The 25115-nt window shown below is 31.7% G+C and carries 21 protein-coding genes and 2 pseudogenes; 6 read left to right on the top strand and 17 right to left on the bottom strand.

The window, feature by feature from the left end; genetic code table 11:
* Positions 1 to 58: 58 nt before the first annotated feature.
* Together ACXADT_RS05570 and ACXADT_RS05565 are read right to left on the bottom strand one after the other, a co-directional pair.
* Positions 59 to 1300: a DGQHR domain-containing protein gene (locus tag ACXADT_RS05570; protein WP_474833557.1), complete on the bottom strand. Its 1242-nt coding sequence runs from the start codon at positions 1298 to 1300 to the stop codon at positions 59 to 61.
* A 21-nt stretch (positions 1301 to 1321) separates the two neighbouring features.
* Positions 1322 to 2161, bottom strand: a complete 840-nt coding sequence (locus tag ACXADT_RS05565; RefSeq protein ID WP_474833555.1) for a hypothetical protein — start codon at positions 2159 to 2161, stop codon at positions 1322 to 1324.
* 177 nt (positions 2162 to 2338) lie between these two features.
* Between ACXADT_RS05565 and ACXADT_RS05560 the strand changes: the two genes are divergently transcribed.
* The gene (locus ACXADT_RS05560; protein ID WP_474833553.1) at positions 2339 to 3514 is read left to right on the top strand and encodes an NERD domain-containing protein; all 1176 of its coding nucleotides are present in this window, start codon (positions 2339 to 2341) and stop codon (positions 3512 to 3514) included.
* Between the two features lie 33 nt (positions 3515 to 3547).
* Positions 3548 to 3697, top strand: coding sequence for an HRDC domain-containing protein (locus ACXADT_RS05555; protein ID WP_474834652.1), 150 nt, complete (start codon positions 3548 to 3550; stop codon positions 3695 to 3697).
* 125 nt (positions 3698 to 3822) lie between these two features.
* On the opposite strand, the gene ACXADT_RS05550 is transcribed toward ACXADT_RS05555, so the two are convergent.
* The 3 genes from ACXADT_RS05550 to ACXADT_RS05540 all read right to left on the bottom strand — a co-directional run bounded on the left by ACXADT_RS05550 (position 3823) and on the right by ACXADT_RS05540 (position 5614).
* Positions 3823 to 4326, bottom strand: a complete 504-nt coding sequence (locus ACXADT_RS05550) for a hypothetical protein (protein ID WP_474833552.1) — start codon at positions 4324 to 4326, stop codon at positions 3823 to 3825.
* 30 nt (positions 4327 to 4356) lie between these two features.
* A complete protein-coding gene (locus ACXADT_RS05545; RefSeq protein ID WP_474833550.1) occupies positions 4357 to 4650 on the bottom strand; it encodes an NUMOD4 domain-containing protein in 294 nt (97 codons plus the stop codon).
* 232 nt (positions 4651 to 4882) lie between these two features.
* Complete coding sequence (locus tag ACXADT_RS05540; protein ID WP_474833549.1) at positions 4883 to 5614, bottom strand: hypothetical protein; 732 nt, start codon at positions 5612 to 5614, stop codon at positions 4883 to 4885.
* Between the two features lie 170 nt (positions 5615 to 5784).
* Between ACXADT_RS05540 and ACXADT_RS05535 the strand changes: the two genes are divergently transcribed.
* Entirely contained in the window at positions 5785 to 6486 is a 702-nt protein-coding gene (locus ACXADT_RS05535; protein WP_474833547.1) for a hypothetical protein, read from the top strand.
* Between the two features lie 118 nt (positions 6487 to 6604).
* Here the strand turns inward: ACXADT_RS05535 and ACXADT_RS05530 are convergent, their stop codons facing one another.
* On the bottom strand, positions 6605 to 7123 hold the full coding sequence (locus ACXADT_RS05530) for a hypothetical protein (RefSeq protein ID WP_474833545.1): 519 nt from the start codon (positions 7121 to 7123) through the stop codon (positions 6605 to 6607).
* 617 nt (positions 7124 to 7740) lie between these two features.
* Positions 7741 to 8685 carry an MBL fold metallo-hydrolase gene (locus ACXADT_RS05525; RefSeq protein ID WP_474833544.1) on the bottom strand — a complete coding sequence of 315 codons (945 nt, stop codon included), beginning with the start codon at positions 8683 to 8685 and terminating at the stop codon, positions 7741 to 7743.
* Positions 8686 to 9469: 784 nt separating this feature from the next.
* On the opposite strand from ACXADT_RS05525, the gene ACXADT_RS05520 reads away from it, so the two are divergent.
* Together ACXADT_RS05520 and istB are read left to right on the top strand one after the other, a co-directional pair.
* Positions 9470 to 10006 (top strand): hypothetical protein, encoded by a 537-nt coding sequence (locus ACXADT_RS05520; protein WP_474833542.1) that lies wholly within the window; start codon positions 9470 to 9472, stop codon positions 10004 to 10006.
* Between the two features lie 992 nt (positions 10007 to 10998).
* Positions 10999 to 11771 (top strand): annotated as a pseudogene (gene istB / locus ACXADT_RS05515) (IS21-like element helper ATPase IstB).
* A gap of 24 nt (positions 11772 to 11795) precedes the next feature.
* Here istB and ACXADT_RS05510 read toward each other — a convergent pair.
* Positions 11796 to 12209: a helix-turn-helix domain-containing protein gene (locus ACXADT_RS05510; RefSeq protein ID WP_474833541.1), complete on the bottom strand. Its 414-nt coding sequence runs from the start codon at positions 12207 to 12209 to the stop codon at positions 11796 to 11798.
* A 196-nt stretch (positions 12210 to 12405) separates the two neighbouring features.
* On the opposite strand from ACXADT_RS05510, the pseudogene ACXADT_RS05505 reads away from it, so the two are divergent.
* A pseudogene (locus ACXADT_RS05505) lies at positions 12406 to 12665 on the top strand (transposase); the annotation flags it as partial.
* Between the two features lie 105 nt (positions 12666 to 12770).
* Here ACXADT_RS05505 and ACXADT_RS05500 read toward each other — a convergent pair.
* From ACXADT_RS05500 to ACXADT_RS05460, 9 genes are all read right to left on the bottom strand, one after another.
* Entirely contained in the window at positions 12771 to 13733 is a 963-nt protein-coding gene (locus ACXADT_RS05500; RefSeq protein WP_474833540.1) for a DUF1574 family protein, read from the bottom strand.
* A gap of 18 nt (positions 13734 to 13751) precedes the next feature.
* On the bottom strand, positions 13752 to 15215 hold the full coding sequence (locus ACXADT_RS05495) for an MBOAT family O-acyltransferase (protein ID WP_474833538.1): 1464 nt from the start codon (positions 15213 to 15215) through the stop codon (positions 13752 to 13754).
* 355 nt (positions 15216 to 15570) lie between these two features.
* Positions 15571 to 16941, bottom strand: coding sequence for a UDP-glucose dehydrogenase family protein (locus ACXADT_RS05490; RefSeq protein ID WP_474833537.1), 1371 nt, complete (start codon positions 16939 to 16941; stop codon positions 15571 to 15573).
* 315 nt (positions 16942 to 17256) lie between these two features.
* Positions 17257 to 19002 (bottom strand): asparagine synthase-related protein, encoded by a 1746-nt coding sequence (locus ACXADT_RS05485; RefSeq protein ID WP_474833535.1) that lies wholly within the window; start codon positions 19000 to 19002, stop codon positions 17257 to 17259.
* 18 nt (positions 19003 to 19020) lie between these two features.
* On the bottom strand, positions 19021 to 20139 hold the full coding sequence (locus ACXADT_RS05480) for a glycosyltransferase (RefSeq protein ID WP_474833534.1): 1119 nt from the start codon (positions 20137 to 20139) through the stop codon (positions 19021 to 19023).
* A 9-nt stretch (positions 20140 to 20148) separates the two neighbouring features.
* Positions 20149 to 21216, bottom strand: a complete 1068-nt coding sequence (locus ACXADT_RS05475) for a glycosyltransferase (protein WP_474833532.1) — start codon at positions 21214 to 21216, stop codon at positions 20149 to 20151.
* 17 nt (positions 21217 to 21233) lie between these two features.
* The gene (locus ACXADT_RS05470) at positions 21234 to 22592 is read right to left on the bottom strand and encodes an O-antigen polymerase (RefSeq protein ID WP_474833531.1); all 1359 of its coding nucleotides are present in this window, start codon (positions 22590 to 22592) and stop codon (positions 21234 to 21236) included.
* A 9-nt stretch (positions 22593 to 22601) separates the two neighbouring features.
* A complete protein-coding gene (locus ACXADT_RS05465; protein WP_474833529.1) occupies positions 22602 to 23741 on the bottom strand; it encodes a glycosyltransferase family 4 protein in 1140 nt (379 codons plus the stop codon).
* Complete coding sequence (locus ACXADT_RS05460; protein ID WP_474833527.1) at positions 23725 to 25062, bottom strand: lipopolysaccharide biosynthesis protein; 1338 nt, start codon at positions 25060 to 25062, stop codon at positions 23725 to 23727. Before ACXADT_RS05460 ends, ACXADT_RS05465 begins: the two co-directional genes overlap by 17 nt.
* Positions 25063 to 25115: the final 53 nt, after the last annotated feature.

Here is a 25115-nt window from a genome sequence, read left to right as displayed (position 1 = left end):
TTTATATATTTAAACAACCTATAAAGGCGTAAAAGTGTTAAGCGTTTTATTACCAATACTAAAATTCCAATTCCACAATAATCTTCTTTGCTAATTTATTTATAGCAGACCTATTAGATCCCTCAACATAGATAACATCTTTATTATCTTCCCTAGATTTTTCATAGTCCATTTGGGACCAAGCAATTTTATCATTCAACTTTGAGAACTCTTTTATAAATAATTCTTTCAACTTTCTGTAATAGTCTTTTTCATCCTTGGATTCTTCAATTTCATGATCTGCTCTCATAAAGACCTTTTGAAAAACCTTTAATAACGCGCCAATTCCTAAGGTTTTAGATAGTTGAGACTTTTTAGTTTTCAAAACATATTTAGCTATTTCATCCCCATCAGAATTATCAGCTGGCACAGGCCAATCATTTGGGAAGACTTCTCTAACCGCATCAAAATAATTTAATAATATATTGAATTGAGCATTGACACTTAAATCGGAAAGAATACCATCGTAAAGTAATGGATAAATTTCTTCTACTAAAAATGCTTGCGAAATAGCTCCTTGGCCTGTCCCTAGCATTCTAATTTGCTTATAAAATGGAGATTTCTCATTATTATATAAGTTGACACAAATACGGTGACAATTTTGTATTATTTCAATTTCTCTATTTTTTAATTTCATGGACTGATTTGTATCTAACATCGGAGCTAAGTCATAAATCAATGATTTTTCTACTGCTTTTTGCGTTGAATTTATATCTACAAATACTTTTGCGGAGGTTGATAAAGATACACCAAATAAAAATACAACAGGTAGTTCCATATCATCAACTTCTTCATCTTTACTACTAAACAACCCTGCTAACCTATGCTGGCCATCGATCGCTGTTAATTCATAATCATCGTTAAGCTCTATGCTGTACACACTCAAATCTTTATCTACTGGTACTATAAAATCTTCATAACCTTCTTCTATGCTTCTATTCTCTATCTTTTTATTAAAGCCGCCTAGAATTAATGCATTAGGTAAAAAATTATCACTTTGTCTGATATACTTTGAAATCGATTCTAATTTAGCCAACTGTAACTTTCTTTGGACACTTTCATTACCAAAGGATACTTTCAAACCCTTTTTTTCCATACTCTTTAAATATTCTACAAATTTTTGTTGATCTTGATCTTTCAAAGTTTCTAAATATGGATAACGAAAATTTAATACTACAAATTTTTTCAAATCTTTGACTTTTAATTTTGATATGTATATGGATTCTTGTTTTTGAATTACTTTTATTAAAGGTACTTTCATAAATTTTATAACACCTCTTTTCTAAATAATCTCTATTTCTTCTTGCATATCCTCAACCGCTTGCTGCTGCCCTAGCATAAGTGAGTTATCAAAACTATCGATTACCCCTTGAATATTTCTAATTGATATCATATTTTTATCACTAGTTCTTCTTAATAGAAAGTAAATTAAATCGATTAGCAAAACTAATCCTGTTCCAGCTATTAAATTTACAATCAACGGTAAGTTAAATAAATACTCAACCTCATTATTATTTGAAGAAATATCTTCCCATTTAGAAAATAAATATGTGCTACTCACTAGAAAAAAGAACAGTGTAATTATATACTTTATACTTTCCGATTTAGATAAGAATGAATTTTTTTCTAAATCAGTCTCAATAACATAATTATCTCCATGGATATCCTTTGTTAAATAATCATATGCATAGATTTTACATTTAGACGGTATTAAGAATTGAAACTTTATTTGTTTTTTTACTTTCTTTTTTATTACTTCATAAACTGACGAAATTGAATTTTCGATTTGCTTACCTTGAGTCAAAATTATTATTGATAGTGTCTTACTCTCATTTCCTACTAATCCATCTTGGATATCTTTATATATAAAATATTCAAAGTCTTGTTTTTTGTCATATACTACAAGTTGTTTAATATCGTATAAAGACCTCATTTTTTCATTTAAATTATTCCAGCACTTTTTTAAAAGGTTATTATACTTTTGTTCGGTGAATTCATTATCTAATATACCTTGAGAACATTCATTGATGTATATTTCTTTCATCATAGTAGTTAATTCTTTTCTTTTCCCAAAAGAAATCTTTGGCTTACTAATTAAAGCCTTAAGTTCTATGACTAGCATTCATTATCGTCTCCTCAACCAAAATCTTCTATTTACTTCAATTATACATAAAAAAATCTCTGCGCAATATACAACAATTCTTTGCTATAATTATACTATCATTTACAAAATGTTACATATATTGGGGTTATAAAATATTCTAGTAATCTAGATAATAATAGGATAGCGAGGAGTAGTATGTCTTTTCTGAAAAATTTCTTCAATGTATTAACTGAAAAAAGAGAAATTAAAGAACCAGAAGTCTATAAAGAATTTAATGAGGATTCTACTTTGGTAGCACATTTAACTAAATTGGCAGAAAGTAATGATCCAAATTTAGATATTAAAAAAATTGGAAATCATTTAAAGTTATTTTCCATAGGTCAAGCAGGGGAAAAAAACGTACTATTTGAACTGCAACATTGGATGCTACCATTGGTTGTTCTACACGATGTATACCTTGAGTTTGAGGATTATAATGCTCAGTTAGATTTTGTAATTATCACACATAAGTTTATTATGGTTCTCGAAGTTAAAAAACTCTTTGGTAATATATACGTAACTGATAAAGGGGAATTTCAAAGGGTTATTACAAAGAATAATAGAGTTGTTAATAAAGAGGGGATGTATAGCCCAATAAACCAAGTGGAAAGACACGTAGCAATTCTTGAGAAACTCCTTAAAGATAAGGCAACTATAGAAAGTTGCCCAGTCAAATATGCTGTTACTTTTGCAAACCCTAAAACGATTTTAGACATTTCTAAAAATGCACCAGCAAATATACAAACGAGCGTTATTCGCCATGATCAAATCAAGACCTTTATAAAAAATGAATTAGAGAAAAAATCATCTGTATTAATGTCAGACAAACATCTGTATGAAATAGCTGATACAATTCTAAAATATAGTAAAGAAAAAACATTTAACATAGAGGATTACACGATAGACACACCACAAACATCACATAAAGATTTAGCAAGTGAAACACCTAATGAAAGTAAGGATAGTAGCAGTATTGATATTAATTTAAAGGCAACTCTTACAGATTTTCGCTTAAGACGTTCTAAAGAACTCAATGTCAAATCTTACTATATTTTTACTAATAAAATATTAGATAGCCTTCTAGAGAAAAAACCTATAACAATAGATCAACTTTTAGAGGTTGAAGGTGTTGAGCATAAAAAAGTAGAGGAATTTGGCAAGGATTTAATATCTATCATCCAAATCACTCTTACAAAAGAAAACTTGCCATTGAACAATGAAACCGCCCAAATAAATAAAAATAAACCCTCAAACAAAATGAAATCGAGTGTTCAATCTAATATTGATAGCATTAAAGATTTGAAATTAGCCTTAACAGCATTTAGAACTTAACGTTCAAAAGAACTAAATGTTAAGCCATACTAAATCTTTACCAATAACACTTTAGAATCTATTCTTGATAAAAAACCGGGTACAATAGATAACTTACTAAAAATAGAAGGTATTGGTCCCAAAAAGGCTGAGGAATTTGGACAAGAGATCTTAGATATTTTACTAAATAGCAATAAAATTTAACTACAAAAAACAAAAGAACATTTAGCAAAAAAAGCATCCCTCGAAGTAACAGTGTAATCTATACACACAAACTTGGCGGGTTGCTTTTTTATTTTCCTCATTCTTAAAACTGTTCCCGGTTAAATTCACATTATATTAGCAATCAATTCTTGAACCCTTTTTTTACTAAATTCCCACTCAACTGGAATTTGATCGGTTTGACCCTTGGCAACTCCACTATTCCAAGTATGTTTTACCCTTAAAATCGTGTTACCATGCCCACCCCTACTCTGTTTCATGTGCTCACCTATTTCTTCTGGTGTGGCCAAGTAGACTTTAGGCGATTGACCTTTTTCTAAGTCTACACCTTTAAATTGCACCAAACTTACCACAGTATTACCTGTATGCTTGTTAACCCATAAGTCTATCGCTTCAGGATAAGATTTATCTTTTTTAAGGCTTTGCGTTAAACCCCAGCCTCCATCTTTACTTCCTTTTACAGACACCTTGAGCATTTTCTCCCTACATACAACTACTAAGTCATATTCCGGTTGGTTTGCTCCATATTGCACTGAGATGTCAAATCCTGCCCATGCAAAAAGAGTAGCAGTATAAGACTCGGCTGCAACACTTACCTGGTGAGAATTCATTCTAAAACGCCCCTTTATGTCAGACACTTCTTAGTTAAAATGAATGCCATCATCTCTTAATAATTTACATCCAGTACCATACTTCGGTTTTAAGGCGCCTTTGAATTCCCGTTTATCAGCTCCTTTAAATGCCCCCTTCCACAAATCATAAACATTATGGTTTTCCGCTTTCCTTTCATGGTTCGTTAACTTAACAATATGAAATCCGTATTCATCATTACATCTAGACATCGGTCGTTGCTGTCTTAATGAAATGATTTCACCTGATTCTGTAATTTCATAAAGACCCTTGTAACTCTGTATCTCTTTTCTTTCTTCATTCATCTTTATACTGCTCCTAATTCATCTATTTCTTTTTCTAGCTTACTAATCATTCTCTTCACACCAATTTTAGGGTTATTCTCAATTGCACGTTATAAGTTTTCTAACGCATTTATATTATCATTAAATGTATGATAAATTTCGCCTAAGCGTCTATATACTATAGCCTTTTGATACGAAGATATATCTTTCTCTACTGCAGCAGCCAATAATTCAATAACAGGTTTATAATCGCTTAGTTGCAATTGGTTATTGAAGACTCTAAGCTATTTATCTTTTCTTCAGCTATATCTATTAACTGATAACCATTTAGTGTTCCCAACCATGCCTGGTCCCATTGTTCTTTATCTACTAGTTGACCCGAAAATGTATAGCGATATAGGCCTTTATCACCATAATGAAGGATAATTTTATTCTCTTTGGTATCAAAGGTATAGTAGTCAGCCCATCCTGTTTCAGGTATCCATCTATGTAATAATTCATTGGTTTTTGTATCAAAGATTAATAGGCTACCTCCATCTGGGTGATCAGAATTATTTGCATTTTGACAACAAACATACCTTCTATCCTCTGATATACCAAATGATTGTACGTTGGCATTTACTTTTTTCTTTATAACAGGCTTTCCATTTGGTCCGAAACAAAAAAACTCGTTAACTAACTCTTGTGAATTGCCAATATCTATAACTATAAAATAAAGGTCATCCGTGATGAGTAAATCAAATGAACTTAAATTACCTTTAAAGATATACTCATAAACTAGCTCATTTTTACGGTGATCAACTACTACTAAATCTTTCTTATTTGACGCAATAAGATATTTCCCACTAGGTGATGATATCGCTTTACCAAAAAAATCTTTCGAATCGATTGAAATAAAATAATCACCATGTGTATATCCTGAAATTCTAAGATCATTCTTCACCTTGGGCTTTTGAGTTGCCTTTACGCTACCTTTTTTAAACAAATTAAAAAGTCCTATTCTGCTCACCCCTTAATAAACGAATATAATGACAGCCCATCTATAAAATAGATTACGACATGTATGCACTAATATCTTTATTTTTACATAATTTAACTCCTTTGAATAATAGGACAAATTACACAAGTCATAAGATGTTCTAAGGGGGAACAACTATGACAACAAGAATTCACAACATACTCCTTTCCGAAATCAAGCCTATTGAAAATCTGCATGTTTCCAAAGCTTATATAGCTCGGATGAAAAAATATTATAAAGACTTGGATGAATATGATTTTTATCATCTTGTAGGGGGATTAGATCGGTATTATTTTTTGGTTAATCACACGAACAGAAATGCAGCTCCATGTATAGTTGAAGAGGACAGCGTTACTAATGGTGGTCGTAATTTGAAGTTGTTAAGAAGACTCTTTAATAGAGGAGGTACTGGAAAAGAAAATAAACAAACCTTATTAAATCTTTTAAGTAGGGCAAATGTAAAAATAGCGGAAATTGTAAGTAAAACAGGGTTTACAGACAGTAAGGTTCGAAATGAATATGAATTCCATGAAGATGTAGATTCAGAATTAATAACTGATCATACTGCGATTAAAACTGCCAATTGGATTATTGGACTAAAGCTCAAAAAAGAAACAGAAACATTTCTATTAGAACGGGCTGGATTACCTCAAAGAAATCCACAGCGTCTCACCTATGAAAGTATGAAACTTATAAACCAATACTTCAAAGAAGATCGTTTTCGATTTGACAGTTTAACTCCAAGCCAACAAAAGAAGGTTTTAAACCAAGCAATTATTTTTAAGGGTATAATGGTAAGTTGGTTAAAGGGAATCGTTGATGATTTTTACAAGGAATAGAAATTCAATTGCATACATTGCCAAAGCTTTTATAATTAAGAGCCGAATGCAACACAAAGAACCCACCAAGTATCCATCAAAAACCTAGACGCTTACTCGGTGGGTTGCTAGTTTTCCGCTATTTTCTTTTCTTCCTTCTTGGTCGCTTCACCTTCAACTTGTATGAGAGTTTGTCTTCTAGAAAACAATCCCATTCAATACCTGTGCTAAGTTTATAAACAATCCGGCCATCGGGATGAATGGTTCCACTTTCAACAAGTCGTTCAAAGATATCCTCTCGGAAAGCGATGCGGTGCTTCAGTGGATCAAACTCTGGTATGGCCTCTAGCTCATTCATAAGCCACTCTAATTCAGTTCGGTACTTTGCAGCTTGTTCTTGTCGTTCCTCAAATTCATCAAGTTCATTTTTCAACTCCACAATTTCATTCGTTAAGGCTTCGACCCGCTTTGTATCTTGTCTAGCTTGATTGAGCTCTTCATCTACAGCTTCGTATAATTCTTGGTTGAGTTGCTCCATCATTATCTCTATTTCTTCGATCTCGGTATGTTCTTTATTAGTTAGGTCTGTTCTTTCCGCTACAGCTTCTGCTTCAAGTTGAGGGAGATCATTTGATTTCATTTCTAGCAAAGCACTCATAAAGTTATGCCCCACATATTCTTCACGAAAACTGGGGGAAGTGCATGTACCGGAAAAGTTCTTACCATTGGCGACCCTACATCTCCAATAACGGCGAGCTTTCTTCTTGTTTGCATCCTTTTGTCTATCGTAATTTTCGTACTGACTGATAATCCCTCCATGAATCAGCGGGACGGTTCTACTGATTCATTTGTACACTAAATACAATTAAACCAGGTGAACTAATCAAGTAGATTAGTTCACCTGATTTTTCTTTTAGATTGAAGAGATTTAATAATCATGGAAGTGAATGACGAGAACCGTGCCTGTGATTCGTTAGTTGATCAATTTCTTGTCTTAAGTGGATCAAAAAGATGGCAGAGGTGGGTCTAACCCATGTCTTTCTTCAGTATACCGAAGGTATAGGGAGAGTGTATTATTGTGTTCATTTTTATTGAGCAGAAAGTGTTCACTTTATTCTAGCGTTTACACAGGGATGGTTCTACTAATTTATTTATACAATAAACACAAATAAACCAGGTAAACTAATTATACTAATTAGTTTACTCTGTTTTTCTGTGAGATTTAAAGTATTTTGTTTAACATGAAAATGAATCAGTAGAACCGTCCCCGTGCTTCTAAAATATTATAAGTGGATTTCTTTCTGTTTTCTTCGAAGCTAATACTAGACTTACTTTATTGGGGTTATACTTCGGGAGCATCTCTAAAATAGGTTCAGAGTTTCTTGTATGAGTATATGTAGTTAATTTGTAATGGCATAAGGGAGTTAATAAACCTTGTTCTTCATATATGTCGTAGTCTTCTTTAGTAATTGGATCATCAACTAATTCAAACCATGAAATTTTCATACCCCTTTTATTCACTTCATCTAATAAAGCCTCTAGCTTACCGTACTTCTCCAATGCCTCCCTGAAATCATGAAACTCGGAATCTGTAAGCTCCTTTATACCATGTAGATGTAAAATCAATTCATCTCCGTCAAGCACTAAGAAAAAACTGTTTCTATAATTTTTCATTAATTTTGAAGGCTCAAGCTTACTTAATAAATACAACTCATAATAACTAGGACTAGTTTTTTTATATCCATTTCTATATTTCATTTCACGACAATATGTAATTGAACTAAAATTAATATTTACACCCTCACCATTTTCAACCATATTATTTTTCAAATCAACTTCATAATTATCCTTTATACTTTCAACCATTTCAGAAAGACATTTACTTTGTGTGTTATTTTTAAGCTCTTTAATTAATTTTATTATGAAACCTACTCGGTTTTCTTTGAGTTGATCAATGTAACGTTGCCATTTAGCTGGTATCCATATTTCTTTGCAAGTCAGTTCAGCACCTGTCCGTAGCAAGTTTATAAGCCCTTCAACATGATCAGCATCTGCATGAGTACATACCATTAAATCCAATTGTTTAATTCCTGTATTTAAAAACTTCTTTGGAAATACGTTCCCACTGTCCTTTCCGCCATCTATTAATATAGTTTTATTATCTTTTTCAAGAAGGAAAGCATCTCCCTCTTTAACATCAAATGCCGTAAATTTCATCATTTTTATCTCTCCGTTTCACCTATTAATAATTCATTCCCGTAGATAAGATATTTCATGATAGGTAAAAAATAACTTAACAATTTTCTAGTAGAGATATGCTGCCCTAAACTATTAAGAGATTGGTATATTCCTTAGAAAAATTAAAAAAAGGGACACTATCTACTATTGTGATTGTGATGGGACGCATAACCTGTCCCTGTGTCCCTAGGTTCTTCTTTATCCTGACATATGTTCATGTTGCCCACGAGTGTCGTGACAAGGCAAGGAGTAAGAGAATCAGCGGGGCGGTTCTTTTGATTCAATATCGTTGTTATGAGAAAGAAAACTATTAATCAATGCCTATTTAGGATTGAATCGTGAGAACCGTCCCCGTGATTCCCAAAATCATTCGACTAGCGAGAATCATCGCGGACCTGAGAGGTGAAGCCATCGAAGAAGCCCTCCATCTACGCAATTTATCCTTCCCCTCATCTGCACATCGACCATAAAAAATCGTAAAAGGAGAAAAACAGGATGCTCGTTACTAATGATTATATAAGAATAATGGGGCAACGTCGCGCCACGTAAAGCCAGAACAAAGAGCCGAACAGGTATTTATCACATTATATGTAGAGGTGCAAACAGACAGGTGTAAACGCTAAACTAGAGTTAACAGTTTTCATCAGATAAGATTAAACAGATTTCCACAAATAAGAATCAACAGTTACTGGTCAATCTAGTAACACTTTCAATATACTTAAAGCAGTTTATTGAAGGTGGTGAGGACACAGGAGTGGAAAGATATATGATTTATCACGAGATTCATCAATTGAAAAAAGAAGGTTTCACTAATAGTGCAATTTCTAGGAAGTTAGGGGTATCAAGAAACACAGCCATCGAGTATTTAGGATTGTCAGTAGACGAGTTTATGGCATTCGTTCATTCCTTACAGACTAGAGAAAAGAAACTTGATCCCTATCGAGATCACATTCTGACCTGGTTAATTGAACACAATGATTTGAGTAGTGCCCAAATTCATGATTGGCTTCAGGAGAAACTAAACGTTAAGCATGTTTCAGAGGGCACCGTGAGGAAATATGTAAAAGAAATTACAGAGCTTTATCATATTCCTAAGCAGGTATCTACCAGAACATTTGGAGCGATACCAGAGCTGCCGATGGGCAAACAAATGCAAGCGGACTTTGGAGAAATGAGAGTTCCTAGTACAAACGGGGATTCAGTAAAGCTCTACTTTGTAGGCTTTGTGCTTTCACACTCTAGATTCAAATACGTTGAATGGTTGAACCGTCCTTTTCGAACAGAAGACTTAATACATATGTAAGAAAATGCTTTCCAGCATTTTGGGGGCACAACAGAAGAGATTGTTTATGATCAGGATCGTTTACTAGCTGTTAGTGAAAATGCAGGAGATATCATCTTCACAGCTGCTTTTACAAAGTATCACCAAACAAGACAATTCAAAGTATACCTCTGTAGGAAAGCCGATCCTCAATCAAAAGGAAAAGTAGAGCAGTTAGTTAAATACGTAAAACAAAACTTTGCCAAGAATCGTACATTTGATAATCTTCTAGACTGGCAATCTTCTTGTATGAAGTGGCTTGAAAGAACCGAAAATTATAAAAAACATCATAATACGAAAAAAAGACCAGTTGAAGTGCACGCCCTGGAAAAGCCGCATCTTCAAAAGGTCTCTGGTACCTACATTTTCAAAAATATATCTACAGACATTATAACAAGAAAGGTACACAAGGACAATGTCATTCGTTATGAGGGAAACCGTTATAGCGTACCGTTAGGTACTTTCAGAAATGACCATCATAACCATGTGTATCTACAAGTCGAAGCACCCTATTTAATCATTTGAGAAGAAAGAAACGGGCAATTGATTGCCACGCATACGATCTCTCCTGAGAAAGGTTTAGTCATTACGAGTCCAGAACATCGTGAACGCAATCGAACAAAACGTGACCTTCTCATTCAACAACTATATTAGAATCTACCTAACGAGGATCTGGTTACTTGGCTAGTAAAGGAATTACAAGAACAGTATCCACGCCATCTAACAGATCAATTAAATGTTGTTTTAGATATCTCCAAGCGTTATCCAGACTCAATCGAAGAAGCCATCATAAAAATGAAAAAACTTCAGATGAAAAGTTCTCATGAGCTCAGGGACATTGCGGTCTCACTTGAAGTTGAAAAGAAAAAACAAGTTAAACTTATAGGGACCGAAAATGAATAGTATAAAAGTCTAGCTGCGCCTGAACGGCATGAAGACATCTATCTTCATGTCTTACAAGGAGGGCTTAAGTAATGAGTGAATTATACGAGTCATTACAAGAAAAATGCAGAGCCTTACGACTCGCAGAAACGGCCAAAGAGCTGCCACGCTTTTTAAGAGAAGCAGAGGCGAAAAGCTGGACTTACCATGAGCTTATCTATGAGATCCTGACATATGAAACCCAGTGTAGAGAACGTAAAAACAGTGAGAAATTGATGAAATGGGCTGAGTTTCCTGAATACCTCACATTTGATCAATTTCGCCTTGAAGAACAGTCAGCAATTGCTGAAAAACAGCTTAATGTACTAAAAGAACTATCCTGGATTGAGGAATGTTTCACACTGATTATGATGGGTCCTACAGGAGCTGGCAAAACGCACCTCTCAACAGCACTCGGTATCCACGCCATTGAGAGTGGATACCAGGTATCGTTTGTTTCAATGGAGCGATTAATTTATGTATTAAAATCTAAAGAATATATCAGTAAATCAAAAACCAGATATAAACGCATTATGAATTCAGAATTAATTATTATTGATGATGTCATGTATATGGCTTATGAGCCTCAGGATGCCCGTTTATTCTTTCAATTTATTTACGAAATGTATGATAAAGCAGCGTTTATTCTTACATCAAAAAAAGGCCTAACGAATGGGGAAAGTTTTTAGGAGACCCTACACTTACAACAGCGATATTAGATCGTTTACTTCACCGAAGCGAAATTCTTACATTTAGTGAAAAACAACACAGCATACGTATGAAATACCGAAAGGTATTGTTCGAAAGCCAAGGGGTTGATTCTTAATTATTGGAAACTGTTAAATCTTATTTACTGAAAACTGTTGATTTTTAATTGACCGTTACATTCCTTCCAATCAACTTGCATTTGTTCACCTGGTTCCGTTTCATACCGACGGGTATGACTTTCTTTAAAGGCCTTGCGATAGGGTTGTACAAACTCTTTTAATATCGTACTACCTCCTGTATAGCCTCGTTGTTTAATCTCCAGGATAAGCTTCTCACAATTAAACACTTGATCTTCTTTCACGCACTTAATAAGGTAGTCTTTGTAAGGATCTAGCTTAGAGCCTCTTTTTACACGTTTCTGTACATGATTTTTCTCTCGTTCACTTAACGCTTTCACAGTATGCCTATGTATCCCCAACATCTTTGCTATATCAGTATGTGACATACCTCGTTCTAAAAATTCTTTCACTCTTCGTCGCTCTCCCTCCAACTTCATGAATCAAATCTCCTCCTCTTAGGATTCAATCTAATTATGAAGTTTGTCGAAATTTATGGCGACGATTTTGTATATTTTCAGGCGGCTATATTGTCCATTTTAAACACGACTCTTTCACTTATGGCACGAGTGGATCAATTCCTTGTCTTAAGTGGATCAAAAAGATGGCAGAGGTCGGTCTAACCCATGTCCTTCTTCATCTAAAGGGTTCAAACGTAAGATAGATGCGGCAGAGATGACACAGAGCATGTCACGAGTTGGTCGATGTATTGATAATGGACCAATGGAATCTTTTTTGGAACTCTGAAGTGTGAGAAATATTATTTGAACAAATGTAAGGAATTTGAGGAACTTTCTATTGCGATAAATGAGTACATTCATTTTTATAATCATGAAAGATACCAAAAACGATTAAGCGGCCTCAGCCCTATAGAATATAGAGCTAAAGCCGCTTAAATCATTTTTATTATTTCCACTGTCTACTTGACAGGGGGCAGTTCAATAGCTTAGCGGGGAATTTTACATTAACACGTTCTGAATTATAAACACTAATAAAAAAATTCAATTGTTATAAAGTTCAGTAATAACCAAATTGCCGAACTCTTTTGCACCTTTTTCATTTAAATGGTCTTCATCACTGAAAAGTTCTTGATTTTCAGCAAACACTCTTCTATAATCAAAAACCTCCAAATTATGATTTTTCTTTAGTTTTTCAATAATATTATTAACACGTTCGTCAACATTTTTATCAATTAATTCTAAATACTTATTTGATAAGGGATATCTAATTAATACAACTCTAACATTGTTGTCTTGAGCTAGTTTAATTATTTTTTCATAATAATCGACCATATGTTCATTCACTAAAAATTCATTATACACATGTTGATTTACCCTTTCTTTTGCAATATTTTCCCTTTCTTCAGCTGTCTTATCAATAAATTTTTCCTTACTATATAATGTACCATTTTTATTTATGACTGGTTTATTAATGTCTCCACTTAAATAGTCAATAAAGGTACGTATTACAATTGGTTTATAATTAACTTGTAATGAATATAGTGGAATATTAAACTTATTATCTACATTGGGATAGTATCCAAGTTCAGGGTTTACCTTTTCATCAATATAATCTTTATATTTAATAGTAATATGCTTTATATTATTAGTTCTGTAGGAAGAAAATATATGGTAGTCCATTTGTAAGAAAAGAGTATCCATGTTTTCGACATTTTCAACCAACCATTTAAATTTGAAATACCATATTGGTATAGGCTCACCAGAGATCCCAAAATTAAAATACTTATTACTATTAATATCTAAGCCATTCATAACATGAGAATCCCCTAAGCCTATAACTTCTAAATCCTTCTTTTTATTTTCAATCATTATTTCTTTTTGAGCAATTATATCATTCGGGATTAAAACATTCCTCGTAAAAACCTCTAAGGTCAATATTATTGTAGTAACTACAAAAAATATTGTAAATAATGAATAAAGTACAAATCTCTTACTTTTTCTCACCTGTTAAGCAGCTCCCTACTAAAAGTTAAAATATAAGAACTCACTTTTTCCAGTCATATAAATCATATAGATCAAGTTGAAGGATGTTAAAACTATGAATGCAAATGCAATTTTAATGCTAGGTTTAACTTGCTCACATATTTGCACAGAATTTTTAAATAAAATTGTTATTAAAAAGCCAATGAAAATTGCTATTACTGCTTTCATTATTGCAAAGTCATTCAAGAAAAAAGAAGAGAACTCAATACCATAATTGTTTAATATAATTAGTTTCCCACTAAAATATTCAGGTATTGTAAAGCCATTTATTCCAAACATTCCCTTCAAAACTTTGATTGCATCCTCCCAAGTAGTTGCTCTAAAAAAGACCCATGCAATATTCACGAAATTAAAGGTAATAAACCAAGCAAGGTATTTATTTAACTTAAGACCTAGTGTCTTCCAAAAGCGGCTAATAACCGAAGCTAGACCATGTAAAAGACCCCAAAATATGAATGTCCAACCCGCTCCATGCCAAAAACCACTTATAAGGAAAATAATTAGTATATTAACATATGTCCTAATTTTACCTTTTCTATTACCTCCAAGAGGAAAATATATATATTGGGTTAAAAAACGACTAAGAGTTATGTGCCATCTTCTCCAAAAATCTTGAATATCTAATGCCTTATATGGCGAATTAAAGTTAATAGGCAATACAATGTTAAATAGTAATGCTGCTCCTATTGCCATATCGGTATAACCGCTAAAATCAAAATACAGTTGGAATGTGTAAGATAGAGAAGTGATCCACCCCTCAAAAAACGTCAAGGTTTGGGTTTGATCAAAGCCTTGTGTAGCCCAAACAGCAAATGTATCTGCAATTGCTACTTTTTTAAACAATCCAATAGAAAAAATGGAAATTCCCAGAAAAATATTTTTGTAGTTAATAAATTTATTACGTATATTTTCAAATTGAGGCATCACTTCTTTATGATGAACAATTGGTCCAGCAATTAACTGTGGGAAAAAGGTGACAAATAATGCATAATTTAAAAAATCATACTCACTTGTTTCGTTTCTAAACGCATCAACTAGATAAGCAATTTGTTGGAAGGTAAAGAAACTAATAGCCAATGGCAAAGCTAATTGCAAAAGTGCTATATTAGTTGTAAAGAATGTATTAATATTAGCTATAAAAAAATCAGAATACTTAAAATAACCAAGTAGCCCAACATTAAAAAGTATCCCTACAATTAGAAGAACTTTTCTACTAACTTCTGATTGTTTTTTACCAAGTGAAGACCCTACTGCATAGTTAAAAAATAGAGAGGTAAGTATTAACGGTAGGTAAGCAACATTCCACCAACTATAGAAGAACAACGAACTACCCACTAACCAAGTCTTTGATGCTATTATCAACTTCTTTTTATTAAGAAAAAAATAAACTAGAAATACTATCGGTAAAAAGGCAAATATAAATTCAAATGAGTTAAACAGCATGGTAATTCTCCATTCCCTAACATTATATCCATTTATTATTTTGATTGAGTTTTTACTGTTGTCTCACATTTAACCATGTTAGTTAAACAATAAACTGATTCTTGTTGACATAACCAAAATATAGATACATAGTTTAACCTCTAGGGTATAAATATTATAAATTAATATCTTTAACTCTTAAAATTTGAAAAGCAATATAATAGAAGAAATAGCAATTTATTTCTCCATTGAATAAATAAATTAAGTCTATTACTATAACTGTGTCCTAGCATAAACAAAGTTTTTTAACTAAAACAAAGCCACAGAGACAAGGTTTGAAAATATCTCAATATATAAAATATACCGGTTTTCAGATCTAAAAATTGGTGAGTTTAGCACTTATTGATTCATCTGTTCCTAATCTTTTTATAGATGGTCTTCCAATAGAATGGTATTCAACTCCTGTTTCTCTCATCTCAGCAACTTTATATATATTTCTTCCGTCATATACTAAAGGAGTTCTCATCAACTGCTTATATAATATTGGATCAAGCGCTCTTATCTCTGCCCACTCAGTGAAAATAAAGCAGACATTAGCTCCTTCTAAAGCCTCTTCTATACTTTCAACATATGTTATTTTACCGTTACCATTATCACCTTCAGGATAAACTTTAGCAAAATTTTCTTTGCCAACAGGGTCAAATACATAAATGTCTGCCCCTTGCTCTAATAATAAAGGTACATTCTCAAGTGATGCAGCTTCTCTTAAGTCATCAGTTCCAGGCTTAAATGTCAAACCTAAAACAGCAACCTTTAGGCCGTTAAAAGTAATAAGCCTTTCAGAAGCTTTTATATATAACTTTGTTTTTTGTTCTTTATTAACATCAATCGCAGCCTTAACGGTTTTAAGCTCGTAACCATTCTGTCTCGCTAAATATTCTAGAGCTTTTGTATCTTTTGGAAAACATGATCCACCAAAACCAATCCCAGCATTTAAAAATTTACTCCCAATTCGATCATCATAACTCATTCCTTTTGCAACATCTTGTATATCCGCACCAACCAGTTCACAAAGATTAGCAATATCATTCATATATGATATTTTTAGAGCTAAAAAGTCATTTGATGCGTATTTAATCATTTCTGCTGACCTTCTATTTACAGAAACAATAGGTAAACGGAATGGAGAATAAATCTTCATTAGTAACCCTTCAGCCCACTTACTTTCTGTCCCGATAATAATTCTTTCCGCGTATAGCGTATCATGAACTGCAGAGCCTTGTGCCAAGAATTCTGGATTAGATGCCACTTCCACCTTCACATTATTTACTAAGAAATCGTTAATAAATTGTTCAACTTTATCATTAGTACCAACCGGAACTGTTGATTTGACTACGACTAAACAGTCCTTTTCTATTGTCTCAGCAATCTGCCTTGCTACTGTAGCAATATATGATAGGTTAGCGGAACCATCTGGTTGTTCTGGAGTACCTACACCTATAAAGATGGCATCTGCATCTTTATAGGCTGATTTATAATCTGTTGTGTAATTAATTCTTCCAGCAGCAAAGTTCTTCTGCATTAATTCTTCTAACCCTGCTTCATAAATGGGGGAAATGCCGGATTTCATTAAGTCTACTTTTCTTTCATCAATATCAACACAGGTTACTTGATGACCTATCTCAGCAAAACAAACTCCTGCTACTAGGCCAACATACCCAGTACCCGCTACTGCTATTTTAAACATATACATGCCTTCCTTTACCTTAATAATTTTTCCAATACTTTTAAGTTTAATCCGTGCTATCTTAACATGATCTAATAAAACACTTTTATATTTTTAAAATTCTCGGGACATTCGAAATTAACTTAAGAATGATATTCTTTTAACATTTTTTTATAAATAAGCTACTATATCAGTCAGGTTAATAAAAACAGAATGAAAAAGAATGCAATTATTTATTTTGAAATAACTCTGTAGATAATGTAGTTAAGCAACCGAAAAACGTTAACTTCCCCTTATTTTTAATGAATAAATTTCAATATATACTTAAGTGAAAAATTATTTTTCATCTTTAAAAATAAGAGAATCCTCTAATAGTACTTGATGCATTTTACATATCATAAAAACCCTGAAAGCAAATTTGTGAGTGTCCATTAGCATGCTATTTTTTCTATTTTTGTAAAGGAATTTGTTAATGTAATGTGGAAAATTATTAAGTATAAATTTTTTTAATTTCTTTCTTCCTGCATATTTACTTTCTGAAGTATTTTTATTAGAGAGTGATTCTATCGTATAATTTAATATCTCTACTGAAATAATTCCATTATTCTTTTTAGCATTTTCTAATTCTCTTATAAGAAATTCTCTGAACTCTTTTCTTTTTAAAATAGATCCAGTATCTTCATTAGAGTCTATACTTGCAAATTCAATATCAGGATTTAAATCGTTCACTATTCTTTTAAATAAGACTTTATTTGTCCTATATTTTTTATCTAATCGTTTAACAAAGTAAATAATCTTATTTGATAATAGAGGATTTGCAACTTCAACGTATGATAACTTCGCTTCATTTAATGCAGCTAAAATATACGGGATTCTAAACTCATGGTACAACCTATCTCGCCAATCCTCTAATCTTTCATTTCCCTTTTTTTCTAAATTACTTGGGATTTCTTGTTTATTTAACTCATTTATTAACTCAGGGGGGATATTCGAATAGTCAGTTAGTAAACATAGCCCACTTAATGTACGTGCATGTTTCGAGTCATATACGGGCTTCCAGCCAAAGCCTTCATCGCCTCTTAATATCCCTTCAACACCTGAATTATAAAGGTCTTTCCATAAAGACATTCCATCCATATATCCAGCTATATGGTCAATTCTCCCTTCACTCGCTTTAATAAATCTATTTAATATTTTTGCTAGACTTTCATTACTTTTATTTGTCACATAGTATTTATGATCAAGCTCGTATTTATCTACTAATTTTTTTGCAACAAAAGCGTCGCTGCCTTTCTTAGTTATGGAATCTTTTTCGCCCCATGTTATACATTTAAGTTTAATATTTTTATACTTGTTAAATAATAACAATAATGCTCTACTGTCTACACCACCGGAAAGTGGTAAACTCCAATAATTAAAATCTTTTTTATAATTACTAAATGTTTCACTTAAAACATTTTGCAATTGAGCTTTTTCTTTTCCAAATTTTGATACCAATTTGGGTTCTTGATTAACATTAATAATTCTCCTATTATTCAATACCCATCTTTTTCTATCAAGTATAATTTTTGAGCCATGTTCTAAATTTTTTATCCTTTCATCCCAGGAATAACCCGGTCCTAAAGTCCCGCTGCTTAATATCCATGGTAAAACATTTTTATTAGGCTTATAATCTCCTAAAAAAGCTATTATAGCCCTTTGTGATGTTGAACACAAAAAAATATTTTCATCCATGTAATACCATACAGTTCGTGAGCCAACACTGTCTGCAACTAGTTCTATTAATTCGTTATTACATCTGAATAGGGCATAGTCTCCATTTGGAATGTTAGATAATGGCCTCCACCATGTATCTTCGCAGTTAGTAATTGTGCCTAAACATACACTACCATTCTTTAGAACTTGATTTTTAAATGGGTTAATTATTCCAAATTTACACATGCTATCAACATTGTTTATTAAAGGCTCTTTAGGAATTACGTTATCCGGAGATAATTTATTTGAAAGTATTTTTATCTTGTTTTTAAACTCTTCATCTGTATTATCTTGATTCCTGTAACATACCAATATAAGCTTTGACATAACATTCCACCTGTTTATTTAAGATAAAAGAGAGTCATACAAATCACTTGTCTTTTTAATTGTATTTTTAATTTGAAACTCTTCTTCAACTCTTTCTCTTCCTAATTTACCAATTTCCTCTAACTTATCGTTGGTAAATTCACTTAAACTCAATAAATTTTTTGTTAGTAAATCTTCTCTATTTGGTGGTATTAAAAAACCAGTTTTCGAATCCTGTATTACTTCAGAATTTCCTCCTACATCCGTTGCCAATACAGGTAGATTTGCGGCCATAGCTTCTAACACAACATTCGGAAAACCTTCCCAATTTGATGACAATACAAAAACATCTGATATAGAAAGAATTTTCGGAATATCCTTTCTTATCCCAGTAAAGATTACTCTATCCTCTATTTTCAAGTCTTTCACTTGCTCTTCTAGATTTTGTCTTAGGTGCCCATCACCAACTATTAAAAGAAAACTATCAGTATTATTATTAGTTAGATTTGAAAAACTTTTAATGAGTAATTGATGGTTTTTTTGTTCCTCCAGCCTACCGACCGTAACATATAGCTTTGCATTTTCAGGAATTCCAAACTCTCCTCGTAATATACACTTTTCTTTTGTTTGAATTTTATTAAATCCTTCTAATTCAATTCCATTGTGTATCACATATAATTTTTCCTTTGAAAAACTACCTGCATCTGATTGCCTTTTTCCGGCTCTATAGCATACTGCAGTAACCTTATCTACCATGAAATCAGTTAAACCCAAAACTTTTTCTCTAGCACGTCCACCTATTTTCTCATTGCGTATAGATGATATAATAATTTTTACGTTACATATATAACCAGAAATTCTACCTATAACATCTGCGTGAAAATTATATAGGTTCATAATTTCTGGTTTTTCACTTTTTATTATTTTCATCAATTGAATTAGGCATGTTGGTTTAGGGATTCCTCCCCTCTTCATATTTAACGAATATACCTCAATTCCTAAATCTTTAATTAAGTCTCCAACTTTGCCTGGCGGAATTAAAGATACTACTACATGTTCATATTTTTCATTTTCCCATCCTTTGAGAACCTTATACAACATCATCTCTGCTCCACCAACATCTAGACCAGTTATTACATGCATAACCTTATGTTTCATTTTAATCTCCTATAAAATTTCTTCGTATTTTTGTAAAATATTCTTTTTATTAAAGTTAATCTTTAATAAATCAAAACTGTTCTCAGACGGCTTTTTAAATAAGTCCGGATTACTCCAGACTATTTCCTTGACGAATCTGTTTTTTTGCCCCGTTATTTCCAGGATTTCTTTTGTGCCCCCAGGATGCTCTGTGCAGATAACCGGACACCTACAAGCAATTGCCTCTAGTAGAACATTTGGAAGACCTTCATACAATGAGCACAAAACAAATAAGTTTGAATACCTTAACCATGGTATGATATCAGATTTAAATCCTAAAAAATGAATGTTCCTTTGTAATCCTAATTCCCTGACCTGATGTTCTAGTTCAGTTCTTAACTTTCCTTCGCCTAATATCCATAAATGTATATTTGAATCTTTATATATTTCACTACTTATAGATCTTATCAATTTATTATAATCTTTAACCTTTTCTATCCTACCAATTGCTACAACATTAATTGAATTTTCTATTGTATAAGGAGATTTGCTCATCTCTATATCCTGTTCGATCTTCTCAAAATCTAGTGGATTATAGATTTTCAGTACTTTCCTTTCGTTAATTCCAAAATTCTCAACGAGATCTCTAAGCATAAACTCCGATTGACACACTATATTATCTGCAAAAGAATAGACATTCTTATATAAAAATTTCCATAATAAGGGATGTTTTTCATGTTTAAGCTTTTCACTGACAATTGTTGATTCCCTAACAATTAACTTTATTTCTTTTGGGAGGAATAAACTTAATATTATTAATAATATATTTAAATGACCTAGGGTAGAAAAAACCGTATCAGGTTTTATTTTTTTAACTAGTTTATATAAAGCTACTGCTGATTTTCTTACTCTTTTAACCCCTAAATCATAAACATTGATTTGGTTAGGTAATTCTTTTATTAATTCTCCTTTTCTTTCAAGAACAGCTATACTTAAATCATATTTTTCTGTATCTAAAGATTTAAGTAATCTTATAACTACTTTTTGAGCCCCTCCTCCATTAAATGAAGGGATTATAAACAATACTTTTTTTTTCATAATTATACCCCTCTAATCTAACTTTTATATTTGGTATAATGTCTACTAATCTGAAGCTTTGATCCAAATAAAATTAGATATATAAATATTACGAACAATAAAAAAAACTGTTGAAAAAATACCCTTGGTTCTCCGCTTTGTATTCCACTTCCCCATGCATACCCAACTAAAATATAGAAAAAGATGAACCAAGTATCTTGATTGTTTCTTAAACCATTCTGTAGTAGTGATTGAATAAATCTACCTAATATACCTGTTAAAAATGAACCAACTACAATTCCAATCCACCCGAGACTATAGTAATTAAGTGCAATAATTCCTGGTGGTATTGTAGATTTGAATTGACCAATCAAATAGTAAGTGTTTAAGTAAGCAATTGTCTCAGGCACACTTATATTAATTAACCTTTCAGGTAAATACGAAAGAAAGCCATATATCCAATCAGAAAACAACCTATAATCATAATATCCTGTGTTTATAATGGCAGCTTTTAATGAATCTATTCTGTGTTGAAAATTATGCATTAAATTAAAAATCTTCATTTCTATTGGACTGTCGTTTGAATTTATTGTTAAGTTTTGAATTAAAGTACTAATAAAGGAGCTTTGACTGGTATTAAGAGACCTAAGACTTAAAAATAGAGCATCTCCTATTGCTAGAATAAATGGTGTCATAATAGCTAAGGGTAATACATTACTTATCTTAATTTTTTTATATTTAATAGTAAAAACTAAAAAGAAAATTAACACATAAAGAATTATATTACCTCTGCTGGCGCTAATCAGAAAACCAAATATAGTAACTATTACAGAAATGATAAAAATAAAATACAGCAGAACATCTCTCTTTTGTTTTTTATTAAAAAATAAAATTGCAGCCAAAATAAAAGATGCGTATTGAGAAGCTAATATGAAGCGCTTAAAGAAAACAAGGCTACCGCCTTCAACAAATCCACCTCTAATTGCTGAAGCGTAACTTATTGCATTCGATATTCCACCATATTGACTTGAGTAAATAAAGATTGAAATAACTGATAATAAAACTAATCCTATACCAGTAATAATGTAAAAATTATAACTTTTGTTAGGAGTAATTTTAATATTATTTCCTAATAAATCTGCTTTTTTAGAGTTAAACCCCAGGATTAAACTTAAATACCCCATTATAAATGCTATAACTACTTTAAATTCTAATTCTAAATCACTATTATTATTAAAATAAAGATCTTCGATTTTTATAAAGATAAAAGAGATTGGATAATATACAACAAAAAACAAGTTGAATATTGTTAAAAAATCAATCTTATATAATTTCTTGCGTTTTACTTCAAAAACAATAATAAATAGAATCAAAAGAATAGATATTAAAACTAACATTCAAATACCTCAGATCTTTAAAGACTTTATGATCGTTTCCCATTTATCTATGATACTCTCAATATTGTAATTCTCTTCAATTTTGGAACCTTTATTAGAAAGTTGCTCCCTTTTATTTTTATCCATCATAAGTAACGACAGACCATTTACCATTGAATCCAGGTCATTTAACTCGACTAATAATCCATTTTCCTTACCTAATATTTCCTTACCTCCTGAGGTTTTAGTAGATATAACTGGTAATTGGCATGACATTGCTTCTAGCATAGAATTTGGGAATCCTTCATATAAAGAAGGCATAACAAAAATATCAGCCTGCTTTAGAATCGGAAAAGGGTTTTCTACTCTACCGGGCAAGTTAACCTTATCTTCTAACTTGAAATTAACAATAAATTCTTCTAATTTTTTTCGTTCTGGTCCTTCCCCTAATATGGTTAATTGCCAACCAGAATATTGCTTTGAACAAATGTTAAATGCTTCAATTAAAGATTGGAAATTTTTAACTCCCACTAATCTACCCATAGCAATTATGTGATTTTTTTTATTATCTAGATAAATAAGAGGTTCTTCTGATTTTTTTCTTTCAATATAGTCAAAGTCAATTGGATTGTGAATCGTAACAACATTTGTTTTATTATTTGTAATCTCTAAAGCCCAGTTTTGTACACTTTTAGTTTGTACCACTATGGTATCTGCGGTTTTATATAAGTTTTTTTGTAACATTTTCCAAACTAAACCTATATCATATTGTGTTGGGTCACTTCTTTCAGAAATTATTATTGGTATATTAGAGCCTAAAATAGAAGTTAGCGTAAGAATATTAGTTTTATCCATGAAACTTATAACAACATCAGGCTTTTCAGCCTTTATATTTTCCCTTATCTTCTTTATCCGATTGAAATTATTTTTTATAACTTCAAATATATTACTTGATGGTCTTAACACATCCAAAGGTATTCTTTTTACTTTTTTATCTAATTGGTAAAAATCTCTAGACTCATTATCTAACGTTATTACTGTTACTTCTACGCCTTTTTTAGACCAATAGTTTACAAGTAGTGTTAACACTCTCTCTGCGCCTCCAGAAGACAGTGATGAAATAACGAAACAAATTTTGAAATTTTCACTAATTTTACTGTTTTGAACCATTTGCATAACTTCCTATCCAATGTTTTCTAGTTACTTTTATAGTTCTTAATGTAAAGTATATCTTTAATGTGATTACTGTAATAACTTGTACACCATATGCTAAGATTACTCCTAATAATTCATACTCCTTGCCTAGTAGAATTGCAAGAGCAGTAAAAAGTAAGTTTGCAATCAAGATAATTATTACGTTTTTCTTTACTAAACCTAATGATATAAACAAAGGATGAATACTAATAAAACTAATTGATACTCCTTTAATCAATAAATATATAAATAATAAATTCCAGTAATCTGCATAAAGGTTTCCAAATAATACAAGCCACCATTGAGATGTAAATGAAGCAAAAATTATAACAGGAAAAACAATTATTGCTAATATAACACTAACTTTAGTAGCCAGATTAAGCGCTGCACTATTATCAGATTTTGCTACCATTTTAGAAAAGTCTGGAAAAATAACCTGATATATTGGATTAGCTAGTTTTGTTAGTATTTGCGCGATTTGTTTAAATACTTTATAAATAGCAACTCCTTCGAAGGACATTACAGTAGCAATAATAATATTATCTAACCGTCTAACTGGAACATCTAAAGTTGAAGTTAAATTTGTCCAAAATGCAAAACTGAAGAATTCTCTATTGAATTTAAATGGTTGTTTAACCCAAGCATCTAAACCATTATCCTTTAATACTTTATTTGCTACATAAAGTAATAATAGGTTACCTGTTACTTCTGCAATAATCCAAGATAATAGAACCAAAGATAACCCGCCATCATAAAATATGACTAAAATTATCCCTAGTAATCTAATAGTTGCAACATAAATCTGTTGTATACTTTGAATTCTGTATTTATTATAAATTCTAAGAATACCTGTTGGAGTTCCAGTAAGGTTAAATAAAATAGTAAGACTGTAAAGAGCAACTAATACATAGTACTCTTCATCAAGATTTAGAATAGGTGCTGAAAAACCAAAAAATAAAATTGCAAAAAGTGTGGCTATAGCAGCACTAGATATATCAAAAAATGAGCTTAATTTAATAAGTTTTTTCAATCCGATAAAGTTTTTCTTCTCTAGCTCTCCAGTTCCTAGTTTTATCAATGCTTGCCAAGATTGAAAGTTGAATATTTGATCAAAAACCAAACAGTAAGTTTGGATAATTATTATAATCCCAAAATTTTTAGGTCCTAAATGATTTGTTGTCAATACTAGGCTTATTAGTCCGATAATATTTGCAAAAATATTTCCTTTTAGTAATACACCAGCATTTTTAGCCACATTTAAAAATACTTTGTCTTCTAATATTTTTTTCATTTTCATAAGTGCATCCCATCTTGGTTACAAACTAACTTTAAATTAAATCCCTTTTCATT

The organism is Anaerobacillus sp. ABR4_321 (genome assembly GCF_056158505.1).
The sequence above is the reverse complement of the archived record's forward strand: the minus strand, read 5'-3'. Positions and strand labels throughout refer to the sequence as shown.

Excerpts from the sequence above, each read along its gene's own strand:
- ACXADT_RS05570 (WP_474833557.1), bottom strand. The coding sequence starts at position 1,300 with ATGAAAGTACCTTTAATAAAAGTAATTCAAAAACAAGAATCCATATAC.
- ACXADT_RS05565 (WP_474833555.1), bottom strand. The coding sequence starts at position 2,161 with ATGCTAGTCATAGAACTTAAGGCTTTAATTAGTAAGCCAAAGATTTCT.
- ACXADT_RS05560 (WP_474833553.1), top strand. The coding sequence starts at position 2,339 with ATGTCTTTTCTGAAAAATTTCTTCAATGTATTAACTGAAAAAAGAGAA.
- ACXADT_RS05550 (WP_474833552.1), bottom strand. The coding sequence starts at position 4,326 with ATGAATTCTCACCAGGTAAGTGTTGCAGCCGAGTCTTATACTGCTACT.
- ACXADT_RS05545 (WP_474833550.1), bottom strand. The coding sequence starts at position 4,650 with ATGAATGAAGAAAGAAAAGAGATACAGAGTTACAAGGGTCTTTATGAA.
- ACXADT_RS05535 (WP_474833547.1), top strand. The coding sequence starts at position 5,785 with ATGACAACAAGAATTCACAACATACTCCTTTCCGAAATCAAGCCTATT.
- ACXADT_RS05530 (WP_474833545.1), bottom strand. The coding sequence starts at position 7,123 with ATGAGTGCTTTGCTAGAAATGAAATCAAATGATCTCCCTCAACTTGAA.
- ACXADT_RS05525 (WP_474833544.1), bottom strand. The coding sequence starts at position 8,685 with ATGATGAAATTTACGGCATTTGATGTTAAAGAGGGAGATGCTTTCCTT.
- ACXADT_RS05520 (WP_474833542.1), top strand. The coding sequence starts at position 9,470 with ATGATTTATCACGAGATTCATCAATTGAAAAAAGAAGGTTTCACTAAT.
- ACXADT_RS05510 (WP_474833541.1), bottom strand. The coding sequence starts at position 12,209 with ATGAAGTTGGAGGGAGAGCGACGAAGAGTGAAAGAATTTTTAGAACGA.
- ACXADT_RS05495 (WP_474833538.1), bottom strand. The coding sequence starts at position 15,215 with ATGCTGTTTAACTCATTTGAATTTATATTTGCCTTTTTACCGATAGTA.
- ACXADT_RS05490 (WP_474833537.1), bottom strand. The coding sequence starts at position 16,941 with ATGTTTAAAATAGCAGTAGCGGGTACTGGGTATGTTGGCCTAGTAGCA.
- ACXADT_RS05485 (WP_474833535.1), bottom strand. The coding sequence starts at position 19,002 with ATGTCAAAGCTTATATTGGTATGTTACAGGAATCAAGATAATACAGAT.
- ACXADT_RS05480 (WP_474833534.1), bottom strand. The coding sequence starts at position 20,139 with ATGAAACATAAGGTTATGCATGTAATAACTGGTCTAGATGTTGGTGGA.
- ACXADT_RS05475 (WP_474833532.1), bottom strand. The coding sequence starts at position 21,216 with ATGAAAAAAAAAGTATTGTTTATAATCCCTTCATTTAATGGAGGAGGG.
- ACXADT_RS05470 (WP_474833531.1), bottom strand. The coding sequence starts at position 22,592 with ATGTTAGTTTTAATATCTATTCTTTTGATTCTATTTATTATTGTTTTT.
- ACXADT_RS05465 (WP_474833529.1), bottom strand. The coding sequence starts at position 23,741 with ATGGTTCAAAACAGTAAAATTAGTGAAAATTTCAAAATTTGTTTCGTT.
- ACXADT_RS05460 (WP_474833527.1), bottom strand. The coding sequence starts at position 25,062 with ATGAAAATGAAAAAAATATTAGAAGACAAAGTATTTTTAAATGTGGCT.